This window comes from Nitrospira sp. Nam80, from assembly GCF_965152575.1.
Map to the genome: position 1 here is coordinate 3,894,398 of NZ_OZ224216.1, position 13,540 is coordinate 3,907,937.

10 protein-coding genes are annotated in these 13,540 nt (G+C 56.6%); 2 read left to right on the plus strand and 8 right to left on the minus strand.

The genetic code is table 11. The features are described 5' to 3' along the window. Positions 1 to 13 precede the first annotated feature (13 nt). The 8 genes from ACWGXE_RS18220 to ACWGXE_RS18255 all read right to left on the minus strand — a co-directional run bounded on the left by ACWGXE_RS18220 (position 14) and on the right by ACWGXE_RS18255 (position 10,224). The gene (locus tag ACWGXE_RS18220) at positions 14 to 988 is read right to left on the minus strand and encodes an alpha-ketoacid dehydrogenase subunit beta (RefSeq protein ID WP_447599445.1); all 975 of its coding nucleotides are present in this window, start codon (positions 986 to 988) and stop codon (positions 14 to 16) included. A 6-nt stretch (positions 989 to 994) separates the two neighbouring features. Next, positions 995 to 2,023, minus strand: coding sequence for a thiamine pyrophosphate-dependent dehydrogenase E1 component subunit alpha (locus ACWGXE_RS18225; RefSeq protein WP_447599446.1), 1,029 nt, complete (start codon positions 2,021 to 2,023; stop codon positions 995 to 997). Positions 2,024 to 2,124: 101 nt separating this feature from the next. Further along, positions 2,125 to 3,240, minus strand: a complete 1,116-nt coding sequence (locus ACWGXE_RS18230) for a DegT/DnrJ/EryC1/StrS family aminotransferase (protein WP_447599447.1) — start codon at positions 3,238 to 3,240, stop codon at positions 2,125 to 2,127. A 58-nt stretch (positions 3,241 to 3,298) separates the two neighbouring features. Continuing rightward, on the minus strand, positions 3,299 to 5,014 hold the full coding sequence (locus ACWGXE_RS18235; RefSeq protein WP_447599449.1) for a sugar transferase: 1,716 nt from the start codon (positions 5,012 to 5,014) through the stop codon (positions 3,299 to 3,301). Next, entirely contained in the window at positions 5,002 to 6,441 is a 1,440-nt protein-coding gene (locus ACWGXE_RS18240) for a hypothetical protein (protein ID WP_447599450.1), read from the minus strand. The genes ACWGXE_RS18235 and ACWGXE_RS18240 overlap by 13 nt, the downstream gene beginning before the upstream one ends. A 51-nt stretch (positions 6,442 to 6,492) precedes the next feature. Further along, the gene (locus ACWGXE_RS18245) at positions 6,493 to 7,473 is read right to left on the minus strand and encodes a glycosyltransferase (RefSeq protein ID WP_447599451.1); all 981 of its coding nucleotides are present in this window, start codon (positions 7,471 to 7,473) and stop codon (positions 6,493 to 6,495) included. A 172-nt stretch (positions 7,474 to 7,645) separates the two neighbouring features. Then, entirely contained in the window at positions 7,646 to 8,785 is a 1,140-nt protein-coding gene (locus ACWGXE_RS18250) for an SGNH/GDSL hydrolase family protein (RefSeq protein ID WP_447599452.1), read from the minus strand. A 47-nt stretch (positions 8,786 to 8,832) separates the two neighbouring features. Further along, the gene (locus ACWGXE_RS18255; protein WP_447599453.1) at positions 8,833 to 10,224 is read right to left on the minus strand and encodes a lipid II flippase MurJ; all 1,392 of its coding nucleotides are present in this window, start codon (positions 10,222 to 10,224) and stop codon (positions 8,833 to 8,835) included. Positions 10,225 to 10,410: 186 nt separating this feature from the next. On the opposite strand from ACWGXE_RS18255, the gene ACWGXE_RS18260 reads away from it, so the two are divergent. Beyond that, positions 10,411 to 12,636, plus strand: a complete 2,226-nt coding sequence (locus ACWGXE_RS18260) for a hypothetical protein (protein WP_447599454.1) — start codon at positions 10,411 to 10,413, stop codon at positions 12,634 to 12,636. Between the two features lie 115 nt (positions 12,637 to 12,751). Next, positions 12,752 to 13,390 (plus strand): hypothetical protein, encoded by a 639-nt coding sequence (locus ACWGXE_RS18265; protein WP_447599455.1) that lies wholly within the window; start codon positions 12,752 to 12,754, stop codon positions 13,388 to 13,390. The last annotated feature ends 150 nt before the right edge of the window (positions 13,391 to 13,540 follow it).

Sequence of the window (13,540 nt, forward strand, 5' to 3'; positions counted from 1 at the left end):
ACTTTCGTCTTGCTCAGTGCAGGATTTTTTGAACCGCGGCGACGATGTCGCCGGCATCGATATAGTAGGCCCGTTCCAGGACCGCGCTGGTCGGCGCAGGGGCATCGGGCAGACAGACACGAAGAATCGGCGCTTTCAACGCATGGAACAATTCACCCGTCACAGTCGCAGCGATTTCGGCGGCAAGCCCACCGCTTTGCCATGCCGCGTCGGCAATGACCAAGCGACCTGTCTTGCCCACGGAGGAGAAGAGCAGGTCACGATCCCACGGTTTGACGGAGCGCAAATCGATCAATTCGACATCCACTCCCAGCGCCGTGAGGGTCTCCACCGCCTTCATCGCTTCGGCCGCCATGAATGACGTCGTGACCACCGTGATATCCTTGCCTTGACGACGGACCGCCGCCTTCCCGATCGAGACTTCGTACATTTCTTCCGGGACATCGCCCATCTCATCATAGAGCCACCGGTCATCGATATATATGACCGGATTCCCATCCCGTATGGCTGCGATCAAGAGCCCTTTGGCATCGTACGGGGTGCTCGGCATGACCACCTTCAATCCAGGCACGTGCGCAAACAGCCCGTGGAGCGCCTGCGAATGCTGTGCCCCTTGCTCGCCGCCGCGATTGATGACGCACCGGATGACGATCGGCACCGGCACCTGACCGGCGAACAGATAGGACCAGTTGGCTGCTTGATTCAGGATCGGGTCCATTGCCAGCAGCATGAAATCCATTCGCGCATGAAACACGATCGGCCTCATGCCGACGATGGCCGCCCCGATGGCGGCTCCGGTCGTCGCATTCTCCGACACCGGACAGTCCAACACCCGCCGGCGGCCGAACTCTTTATCCAAATCGAGCAGGCTCTTCCCGGCATACCAAGGATTCCACACTCCTTGGCCACAGACGAATACCCGAGCATCCGTCCTCAAGAGTTGGGCGTGAGCTTCACGTATGGCCTGCGCGTACGTCAGCCGGCGCATGAAATTCTAACTCCTGGGCACACACACCTGTTGGAGAAGCTCGCCGGAATCGGGAAACGGTGATTCACGCGCAAAGTACACAGCGGCCTCGATATCCGCGCGGACTTCCTGTTCCATCCTCTCCAGCTCGTCCACGCGTCCGCCTGCCTCGACAATCCGCCGCCGCAGTCTGAGGATCGGATCTTTGGGCACCCATTCTTCCAACTCGCGCCGCCGCTCTTCGCCGACATCGAGATCCCAAGCGGGGCCGACATGCCCCCGCCAGCGATACGTACGACATTCCAACAGCGTCGGACCTCGCCCTTCTCGGGCGCGCACCACAGCCTCAAGGGTTGCTTCATGCACGACGACGGCATCATTGCCGTCAATGCGCTTGCCTGGGAATCCATACAGATCGGCGGTCTGCGCGATATTATCCTGCGGCCGTCGGTCGCGAAGCGCCATATGCGTTGAATAGAAATTGTTTTCGCACACAAACAGGACGGGCAGGCGATACAGGGCCGCAAGATTCATCGATTCATGGAAATGGCCTTCTTCCGTCGCCCCGTCACCGAAAAATGCGACGGCCACATGGCTGTCGCCGCGCAATGTCGAGGCCAGGGCCGCCCCGACAGCGAGCGGAATTGTGGCGGCGACGAGGGGGACCGTTCCGTACAACCCGATGTCGGGAGCAACCAGATGCATCGATCCCCCATGTCCTTTGGAACAGCCGGTCGTCTTCCCAAAGATCTCGGCCATCAGCGCGTTCGGATTTCCGCCTTTCGCCAGGTAATGTCCATGCGAGCGATGCCCGCCCCAGATCGAGTCCTCCTGCTTCAATGCCGCACACACGCCGGCGGCAACCGCCTCCTGGCCGATGCACAAATGACAGGGCGTCTTGATCTCGCCGCCTTCAATCAATAAGGCGATTCGCTCTTCCGTGAGGCGAATCTGCAGCATGGTGCGATACAACGCAATCAGCAATTCGGCCGTCCAAGCAGTGTTTTCACGCATCAGTTGGTCATTCGCGGATTCGGCCGAGGATTCTTTCGACATGGGATCTCAACCGCCGATCCGTTGCAATCTTACTGAAGCTCGGCGGACGAATACTAGCCCGCAGCCGGGTGCTCGATCACGGAGGAGGGAAGCGGGATGCCTTACCGCCCTTGATAAAATTGCCTTACCGAGGAGATGACGTGCTGGATCTGGCTGTCGGAGAGCTCCGGCCAAATCGGCAAATACAGGAATTCCCCGGCGATTCTTTCCGTCATAGGAAGTGAAATATGATCCAGTCCGAGCGCCTTGTGTTTGTGGACCGGCGTGACTAAAGAAAGAGGGGTCAGGGGTTCGACCCCGCTCTTCTTCAGGAAGCTCACGAGATCATCCCGGCGCTCGGCTCTTACGGCGTAATTCATATACACGTCGCCATAGGCGTCGCCGGGAAAATGCGGCAGCTTCAGTTGAGGCATGTCGGCAAACCCACGGCGATAGAGATCGGCGATGCTGCGGCGTCGCTTGACCCACATGTCAAAATACTTCAGTTTGACGTTCAACACAGCCGCCTGCAGATTGTCCAGCCGTGAATTAAACCCGAAATACAGTACTTCCCCCGTTTCTCTATCTTCTCCATAATCCCGCAGGATCGCGATCTCGCGGGCGATTCTCGGATCGTTAGTCGTGACAACTCCTCCGTCACCGAAGGCGCCCAACATCTTAAAGGGGTAGAGGCTGAAACAACCCGCGATGCCGAATGAACCGACTTTGCGTCGGTCGAACTCCGCGCCGAGTGCCTGCGCGGCATCCTCAATGATGAGCAACTTGTGCCGGCGCGCAATGCCTGCAAGCCGCTCCATATCGCAGGCGCGTCCGTTCAGATGAACCGGGACAATGGCGCGGGTGCGCGGTGTAATCGCCGCTTCGACTTTGGCCATGTCCATCGTGAAATCCTCACCGATGTCGATCAGCACCGGCGTCGCTTTCGCATGAACAATGGCGGAGATCGTCGCCACGCAGGTATGCGATACGGAAATGACTTCGTCGCCCTGCCCGATCTCCAAAGCCCTCAAGGTTAAGTGCAGGGCGTCGGAACCGCTGTTCACGCCGACCGCGTAGTCCGTGCCCACGAAGGCGGCGAGGTTCGCTTCGAATGTTCGGAGCTCGTCGCGGAGGATCAGATTGCCCTTGCGAAGGACCGTGGTGACCGTCTCCAAAATTTCCTTTTGGAGGCTCGAGAAATGAGTCGGGACATCGACGAAAGGCACCTTGTAAGGCATGAATACTGGTCCTGCCTACAGACAATGAATGAGAGGAAGCCGTGACGCCCCGGCTGAATCAAGTCTCATGGGAAACTGGGCTGTCCGTCAACCGGCCTCGACCGAACCGTGTCGCCACGATGATCGCGAGCGTCATCAGAATAAGCTTGAGATCAGTACAGAGCGATTGCTCGCGGATGTAGCGCCGCTGCTCCCTGACTTTTTCATCACGAATGCGCTCGACATAGGCTTTCACTGGATCGGCATCGCCGGCGAGGAGTTCACTTTCATTGTGAAAGCGCAACGATCCATAATCCGTCATGCCCGGGCGGACCGATAGGATCTCATCCTTCTCTTCGGTGGTGTAAAATTGGAAATAGAATGCGGTTTCGGGCCTGGGGCCGACCAAGCTCATCTCGCCCTTCAGCACATTGATCAGTTGCGGAAGCTCATCCAATTTGAATTTCCTGAGCACGGCGCCGATCCGGGTCACCCTTCTATCACCATTGGGGGTGATGGGCGGACCGGCTCGCTCGCTGTCTCGGCGCATGGTTCGGAACTTCAGTATATGGAATGGTTTGCCATGCCTGCCTAGGCGCTCTCCTCTATAGAAGACAGGACCGCGAGAATCCAATTTCACGAGCAGGGACAGAGCGACCATCAGTGGAAGGCACAGTATTAAACCGACCGCGGACCCGACGATATCGAAGGCTCTCCTTCCCGCGTATCCTTTATTTGCGTTCCTCGCACCGGCCCGTCGCCCTTTCCATGTCATACCTGGTAACGGCACCAAGAGCCCGCCATAGAGAGCGCCGAGTCCATGAGCGACATGCCTAATGGCAAAGACAATCGGAATCACCGCTATGTATTTCCAATTCCCGGTTCTCACGCAGAGTTGCGCAGCCGCCGCCAGATTGACGCCCCCGTATGCAATCGTCGTCCATGTGAGAAGCCGGCCCACCGGCGGAAAGAAGAAAAGAGCGGGAATCCAGCCGAGCAACGTGAGAACAAACAACAGAGGAACCATGTGCCTCCATGAACCGGCCAGTTTGCCGAACTTCAATGGATAGGTCGCCCACACGCCGTCGCTAAAATTATGTTGCCAAAACCGTCCGAGATCCGAGTCGGCGAAGTAGGTAATTTGTATTTGAGGAGCAAGTAAAATTTTGCCGCCGCTCTTTCTCAGCCTGATGTTGAGATCCATATCGGAGCTGCCCGCCAGGCGCTCATCGAAGGGTCCCAATTTTTCCAACGCCTCGCGTGTCCAACAGCCGAAGGCGGCGGCGTCCGCCCACCGAGGCTCGCCGGAACCGGTCTTGATGTAGGCATTGCCGGATGCGAACCAGTGAGACAGCGCTGCGGCAATGGATTGAGCCCTCAGGGTGTTCTTCCGAGGCGCGATGGACCATATGCCCCCTGCCATGTCGGCCTGATAGCCGATCAGGTATCGAATGCAGTCTCTGATGTAGGAAGGCGGATATGTCGAATGCGCGTCCATTTTCAGAATGAATTGGCCGCCGGATTCTTTGATCCCGAGATTCATAGCCGCGGGGATTGTCCCGGCTGGGTTATTCACGAGTCTGAGGCGTGGACATCGTTTTGCATATTCATCCACTATGGCTCGGGTCCGGTCTTCGCTCATGCCGTCTACGACGATTATCTCCACCCGCTCGGCCGGATAATCATTCTTCACGATCGAGTCGAGACATTGTTCGATAAGCGCCTCTTCGTTCCGGCACGGAATAATGACTGAGGCGAACGGCAATCCGCGATCCAATTGAGTCATGATTTCCATGAGAGCTGTGTTCCCGCCTGTCCAGCGGTGTCCATTGGTGAGCCGTCCCTCCGATGGAGCAATTGGCCCCACCGGGTAGACGCCAATAATATGATCACCATCGGTATGAGGAACCCTTCAATGATCACGCCTTTGTAACCGTCCGGTCCGGCGCGCACGAGCAAAGGGATAGCGGCAACGAACCCTGCGGGGGCTACGATTGCAAGCGCATGGTGCCACCGGCGACTGCCGCTCCCCGCCTTCGTATACGCTCGATAGCACTGTCCCCATACCAGCCCCCATATCACCGCCCCGGCAATAATTCCCCATATCCCGAAATTCAAATACCATCCCGCCGCATGATGGATCGTATAGGCCTCGCCGGTCGCGCCTTCATAGATGCCGACACTTTCCGCATATTCGACATAGGTGCCTAAGGGGCGGTCGGTCCAGAGCAATCGAGGCACGACTGATTGCGCAAACGACACAAAACTGGAGCCATAGGTAAGCGGCGCATTGAAATGCAGCATGCCATAAAGCGAGAAATGGGCCGCAAACGCCTCGCCGCTGGAACGGATCTCAGGCGCATGAGTGGCTGCTTCCCACCACGTATCGGTATCTAACAAAGCCAAGACGGGCAAACTCCTCAAAAAGTTGATCGCTCCGATTGCCAGAAATGCGATGCCCCCTATTGGCACCACGGACTTCCAGTTCATTGTTCTCGTATTGATCGAATAAAACACTCCTCCCAGTAACAGGGCGGCAAACAATTCATTCTTATTGCCCAGCATGGCCAGAAATCCAAACGTCCCCAACAGCAACCCGGCATAGGTCCATCCGACCAGGAATGATTTGCCACCAACTAAAAACATCCCTCGCTCACCGGCTAGATACACCGCGATCCCGATGGCCAATGCAAACACAGCCATCCGATTCAGGATCTGATGAACGGTGAACAAGGGATGATACGCCCCCAATCCGCCCCTCGTCGCGACATAGGCTGAGACGTTCATTTCCGTGGCGCTGGTAAGCTGATCCGCCAATATCCCAAAACTCACGGTAATACTTATTCCGGCGAGAATGAATATACAAGTGTGTGATACCCGCATTCGCGGGCTATTGTGATCATCGTCCGGACTCGCTGCCGCCGGGAGGAGCCATAAGAGCGTGAATTGAATCACAACAATAAAGACCGCATAGAGACCCAAGGCCGCCATATAATGCTCGTCCAAATCGACAGGGAACATTTTTTCGGTCAGATAGTCATAGCCCTTTCCACCGTCTCCTCCGGTTCTCTCGGCAAAGACCGACCAGGCCCCGTAGAGGGACCAGTAATACAGGAGGCCGAAGCCCACCGGGAAGCCTATATGCCGGGTCTTGAGGAACAGCAGTGCCGTCAGCGCGGTGATCGCCGCCGTTGCTGCTCCCAGCACAAAATAAAATTCCATTCTTTGTCGCCTATGCCGCAGGGCAATAGAAAATAGAATCTCCTCACTCCGTCATTGTTTCAGCGCTTCCTCGTATAAGCGGAGGGTTCTCCATGCGATTTTGTCTGTCGAGAGATCTTGGATGATCTGAGGCCCGTTGGAACGTTCGCTTTCCAGCAAAATCTCAGCCAATGCCTTTCCGATAGCCTCCGGATCCCGGCTTACGATCATCGATGGGCGGACATTCCGCAAGCGTTCCCTGACATCGCCGACGTCTACGGACACGACCGGAAGACCGCAGGCTATCGATTCCTTGACCACGTTCGGCGACCCTTCCGAATCACTCGTCATAAGAAAACAATCCGAGGCGTTGAAAATGATCGACACATCGCGGTGTTCCGTGCATCCATCCAGGACGACAAAACGGATGGCGCCGCATAACGATTCTGCGGCCCGAATGCTCGCTTGAGCCAAGTCAAGACGCTTGCGAGGCGGATCTGTCCCGGCGCTGGACACGACGATTTTCTCCTGCTGTCCCCAGCCGAGCTTCGTCCTTGCCTCACTCTTCGGAATGGGACGAAATATCGCGGTATCGACGCCGGAGGGCAGGACCGACGTTCGCGCGCGTTTCCACCACAGTCTTCCTCTCAATTGTTCGCTCACGCATATAATACGGCCGGCCCGCAGAGCGGCAAGCTGAGACAGCACACGACCGATCGGTGATCGCAGCGGGTTCGGATGGAGAAACCAGTTCAAATCACTGCCTTGATAGGTGATGATCAACGGGAGTCGTGTGAGGACTACACAAAAGAACGCCGTCACCGTGCCGTAATGAGCATGGATGAGATCCGGCTTGAACCGCTTCACTTCTCGGCGAAATCTGCGCGATTCATTGATGAGTATCGGCAATGAGCTACGAGAAGATAGTGTGAATGTGGTCCCTATGACTCCACATCTTTCAATGGCCGCGATATCGTTCCTGATAAAGACTGTCGTGGGACCCGCGGGTGTCCCTGGTACAACAAAGAGAACACGTGGCTTGCCGGACTCCATATCGCAAACAACCTTCTATTTCACCCGCCCTATTTCACCCGCCCGCCCCGGCAGGTCCTTCTCGCCCACCACATCCCCCGGTTGCTTCGCCACCGCTTCCCGGGGACTCACCTCACCGCTCAAGAACTCTTCTAGAAGCCGGAGTCGGATTTCAGATGAACGGGTGAATTCATCATTGGCGCCTGCCTGCTTTGTTCCTGTCAAAGATGTCGGCAAACGCCTTTGTGTGTTGTATGGATCGAGCAACGACTTCATGGCCGACGGGATTCCAATGATAGTCATTCGGAAATTCGTATTTCAAACCGGTTCGTTGATAATCGGATATGAAGACTTGTTCCATATCGATCATCCCGAATCCCTTTTCCGAAGCGGCGGTGGTCAAATACCGGCGCATAATCTCAAAGTAGCTGTCTTGCACGGCGGCCAGCCGATCCAGCGAATAGATTTCCGGCCGAGGCGCATCCAACACAAGCACGATATGGTCGGGCCGGAGCCCTGCCTCGGCGGGCAACATGTCCAAGAACGCGTCTACGGCTTTCTTCGAGTCGCTGAGGCGCACCGGGTCTGCGTTTGCCGGCACATTTCCGACAAATTGAGGGCTGTTTCCAAAAAAAGAGACTATTCGCTCCCTCAGTTGATCGGGGTTTCCGAATTCGAGATTCATGACGAGATACCGGCCGAGGGTCGGCATCATAAGCATATCCTTCCACCACGGGATTGAGCGGTCTATCCGTTTGAGGACCAGCCGGTCATTCTCTGTCTCGACGAAATAGTGGAACCCGGGATTGCTCCGGTATTTCAAGAGGCTCTCATCAAAATCATTGCCGACGACAATAATTACCATGCCGTCCGGATGGAACTCATCTCGAACATACCGAGCGTACGCCAGATATTGGCTTAAAGCCGCACCGGAAGCGCCGAACGAATAGACTCGGCCGATGTCCTTGACTGATGCCTGCAAATTGCCGGCGGCCGTCTGCCGATAGGGAACCATGGCGGCTTCCACGAAACTGTCTCCAATAACGGCTAATAAAGGTGACATCGCCGCCGGATCATAATCGATGTCATTGATGAATCCATAATTATTCGTTCGGATTTCGTTGACGAGAAAGAAGTTCCATCCTTTGGACCAGCGCAACGTCCGATTCGGCGCAAACCGATACACGGGATTGTTCTCGTTCACCGGCACGCCGCGAAGCCCGTCGCTGACGGGAAAAAATCGGAGCGCCGTATCCATCACCAGGAGAGTCGCCGAGATAGACAGCAAGGCGGACACGGCTGCGAATTTTCTGCGCCTAGTGTGTAATTTCATCAGCCGGCGCCATGGATCGGCGTTGGAACCCAATCATTGGCGGTCTTTTATAGAAGGCGCGGCGGAACATTGACCGCGGGAAGCTCCAGCACAGGCGCGATTTCAGAATGGAGCCGAACCGCCATACGGCGATGCAACACCGTGCCGAGCAGAAGCCCTTCTAACGCATAATACAAACTCATGGCCAAGGCGATTCCGATAAGCCCTCCCAGAACAAATCCACAGCACTTCATTACGATGCCGATTGAATAGCTCAGCATCTGGATCCTGGTCGGCGTGCGCATGTCGCCGTGAGCATAGAAGGCGCTCATCAAAAGATGATTGAGACTTCCGCACAGCAAGATGCCGGAACTTCCTATGAGCGCCAGCACAAGCTTGTTCACATCCGGAGAGCTGATTGCGGTCAGTATCACCTCCCTACCGGCGTTGTGATAATAGTCGTGCGGCAATAGCGCCGCGGCGGCAAGTCCGCCGACCGCCGGCAGACTGACAAGCATGATCCATAAGAGCCTCCGCCGATACTGTCGCCTAAAATCTTGCCACGCGCCTTGATGTGAAAGCCTGGCAAGGACCGGAAGGATCGGCGTCGTGAGGCCCTGATTGAGGATTCGCACCAGTGCCAAATGGAATCGGCAGGCCAACTCCAACACCACCACACTCCCCGGCGCAAGAAGAGACGCTAAAAAGCGATCGACCAAGAAACCAGTCCGATAATAGGCAGCGCTCACCATCAGCGGTTTCAGTCGCCGCCACAACTCGCGTACGTTCGCGCCAAGTTTCAACCACTCACTCCGCCCTACCCATCCGACGGATGGGGCAAGGGAAAGCATCGGGCCGATGGAGCACAGCACCTGTACCCATGCCGCCAACGAGACACCCCGCTCCTGTATTCCAACGACAAGGATAAGCCATCCCACGAGGGTCCACACCAGTGTCCACAATGCCGGTCGGATGAATTGTTGACCGGCATGATAGAGGCTCGACAGCACCATCATGCAGGCGGCGCCGATGACTCCGATGACCTGGATTCGTGCCAGCTTAACGGTCAGTTGCGTGGTCGCGTCCGAAAAACCCGGGACAAGGAACGGAACAATGAGCGGGAGCAGCAGAAACAACAGAAGCGTAATGAGGATCGAGGCCACACCGACAAACCAGAAAAGCAAGCTTCCGGCGATCTTCCGCTCACTTGCCTGTGTCACGGCCAGCATCGGCACCAGCACAAACCCTAAGGGGTCAATCAAGACCACCATTACAATCTGTGGAAGCGTGAAGCCGGCATAGAAGGCATCGGTTTCCGGTCCCGCACCTAATTGCGCAACCGTATACCACTGAATGGCGAACGCGCTCGCGATTTGTGCCGTCGTGACCGCTGAAAGCGCAAGCCCCAACAGCAAGGGCTGACGCGGCGCTGCGATTAGAGCTTCTTTTTCCGTCAACATCCCGCCATTCGGTCTCCTTGCACCGGAGCGGACCACCCTCTCAAACGCCGTCATATGACGCGCTTTTAAAATCAAGTCAAGCCGGGCCCCCGGCGGGATTCTGTCATTGACGGGCGCCGTAGGCCCCGAATATGATCGGCCACCATTGTGCACCGGCTCGGCCACATTTCATCCTGCGTATCATGGATGCGCGGGACAGCGGCGCTCGTTCTGCTGTTCTTCGGACTCATCGGCACCGTCGCAGGCGCTGATTCGATTCCCCCTCATAATCTCGACCTCCGGCTTGAAACGACCACCTTCCTCCTCAATATGGAAAAGCAAGGGCTGGAAGACAACACGTTCACCAACGGCTTGGGCCGCGATACGACTCTGATCGGGAGCCTTCTCAATGTGTACCTCCACAAGCGGTTATTCTCTTCCCTCGAAGCGGACCTCGGCGTCTTTGCCAACATCCCGTTCGGATATGAGACGGAAGTCTCCCAAGTGCGCCCGATCTTTCGGCTGAAGTATACGCCCAATGAACAAGTCTCCGCCTTGATCGGCACACTTCAGGTCCCGCATCGCGACTTCCACGATGCGGTGTTCGATAATGCCAATCGGTTTGTCCGTCCACTCGAGCAGGGCGCGCAATTCCTGGTAGACAACCGATACTACCGGCAGGACCTCTTCATCAATTGGGAGCAGGCATTCCGCGGATCCGCGCCTAATCGATACGATGTGGGATATGCGGGGCAGCTCCGATGGGGGCCGCTCCGATTCAACGCACAGGCTCACTGGGTCCGAAACGGTCAAGCCCTGTTGAAGCTGAATCGATCGTTTAACACCGCGAATAATCTGGTGACCGCCGCCGGACCGGAGCTGGTATTGGCGCCCTCGGCTTACTTTCCGGCCCTGTTCTGGTGGAATGAAATCGGTGCGAGCTTTACCTATCTCACGACCTATAACGAGCCGATGGGCGATGGGCCGGCGCTTCGCGGACGCGGCTACGAGACGACCTTTTGGCTTGACCTCGCGGGATGGCGGCCATGGGTGTCGTTTTGGAAAGGGCGTCATTTTCTGAGCCTTCAGGGGGACCCCGAATTCGCCGCGAGCAATTTTCCTGAATTTGGCCTCGCAAGGCGGGTTCCCTTGGGAGAATCGGCCTCGATTGAATTTGGCGTCCAGGTACGGCGGATTCGCGCGTTTTTCACGGAGGACGGCATTACGTATCAAAATCGCGACACCTTCAAATGGGTCAACCAGCAATACATCGTATTCAACTGGAACTGGGACACAGGCAGGAGCCGGCTCTTCGAAGATCTTTTCAACAGCACGCGGCCGCTTTCTACGGCCGGAAACGACCGGGCCGGAGCAGGCCGTTTCAGCGCCAAACTGGACGCGCTGACCTACGTGTACAACATCGACTATGCCGGCCTGAAGCAACTCGATGGACAACCGGTCTCGAATCGGACGTTCGCGGGGCAGTATCTGGCGCCGGTCCTCCGCTATACGCCCTTTGCCCGCTTGAACCTCGACGCCGGGTTCTTTGCCGGGCTTCCGATCGGCGACACACAACCTTTCCATACCGTGCAGCCGATTCTGGCCGCGGAATATGAATTCTGGCCGAATGTCTCCTTGATCGCCGGCACGATCAAGCGGAATCACCCCTTTGTCGATGCGCTCTTTAACGATGCCACACTCTTTTCGCGTCCGGTTGAGCAAGGATTTCAACTGCTCGTCAACCGGCCCGGCTACCAGCAGGATTTGTTCATCGAGTGGAATCAAATTGAAACGTTCCAGAAGGCCGAGCAGTTCGACGTCGGATACACGGGGCGTGTGGTCTACGGCAATCTCGCCTTGAACGGGCAGGTCTATTGGGCTCATTCCGGAGGCGCGCAATATTCCGAGTCTCGCACCTTCATTGGCGTGGGCCTCCCCCGCGATCGTACCGCAACGAACAATTTCGTGACGGCTCTTGGACCGGAACTGGCCTTCGAACCGGGCCGATATTGGTCCGGTCTGTCATGGATTAGGGAAATCGATGTGATCGCACTGTACCTGACGAGCCAGAACGAGCCCACCAGCAGCGCCCTGCCGATCGTCCGGGGGCGAGGATACTTTCTCTCGGCCGGTGTCGATATCGGAGGGTGGCGGCCCTATGTCAATTTCTGGAGGGGCGAGGGATTCGTGTCGGACCGGGGCGATCCCGCCTATGCCGCCGGCAACTTCACCGAGTTCGGCCTGCTGAAGGATGTTCTCTTGCCGGCTGGCTTCAGCCTTCGAATCGGTGGGTTCGGCCGCATATTGTCGGACCGCCTGACTCACACGGAATACGCACTGCTCAATTGGTCATGGGACAAATCACCGTGGCGCGGATTCTGTCTGCGCCCTACGCTCCTTCATCGGCAGGACACGCAATGTACCGGGTTCTAGAGACTTTTCTGACGAAGTTTTCCGGCTTTTTCCCTTTCACTTCTCTCTTGCCAGGTTCGTCAGACCCCGTTAGAGTAGCACTCGCATAAGTCGGTGTATGGACAGGAGGAAATGCATGGCTCGATGGCAACTAGGCGGTCTCGTCGCAGGGATTATCCTGCTGGGCCTGGTTTCTGTTGCTCACGCAGACACGTATGTAGCGGTCGGCGGCGGCCTCAATTTTGCCGAATTGGATTCAACCGATGCCGGGACCATTCGCCTCAAGCAGAATGGGTTTTTCGGCGGCAAGATCGGACACTACTTCGATGACCGGCAGTTCAATTGGTTCGGCCTTGAAGTGGACATGTACCGAGCCAACCCCAGCATCAAACAGCAACATGTCAATGGTTCGACCAATCAGGCACTGGGCGGCTCGACCGGTTCCTTGCCGGGAGCGGATTTCTTGGTGCATTCACTGGCCTTCAACGCCTTGATCCGGCTCACCGGGTATCAATACAAAGTCGAGCCCTACACGGGCCTTGGGATCGGCCTGAACGTCGGGAATGTTTCGGACGGAAGCCTCAAACCCGAAGCCTCCTTTGCTCCGAGCTTCAATATCCTGGCCGGCACCAGATATTACGTGACTCCGAAGATTGCACCGTTCATCGAATACAAGTATAACTTCGCGCATTTCAACTTCAGTCGCAGTGATCTCTCCGCCGACTATCGCGCCCACCTCTTCATGTTCGGCATCTCCTTCCACTTCGGCCGCTGACCGTCACTAACGAGCAATTAATTTCCGCTGTACTCATCACTGGAAGCTCTATTTCCGGCGCGTTAGTCTTCAATCATACAAACCGGCAGACATGAACTGGAAATTTAAGGCGGCAATTCAGAACGCTCTATCAGCGCTTCCTACGCCCAT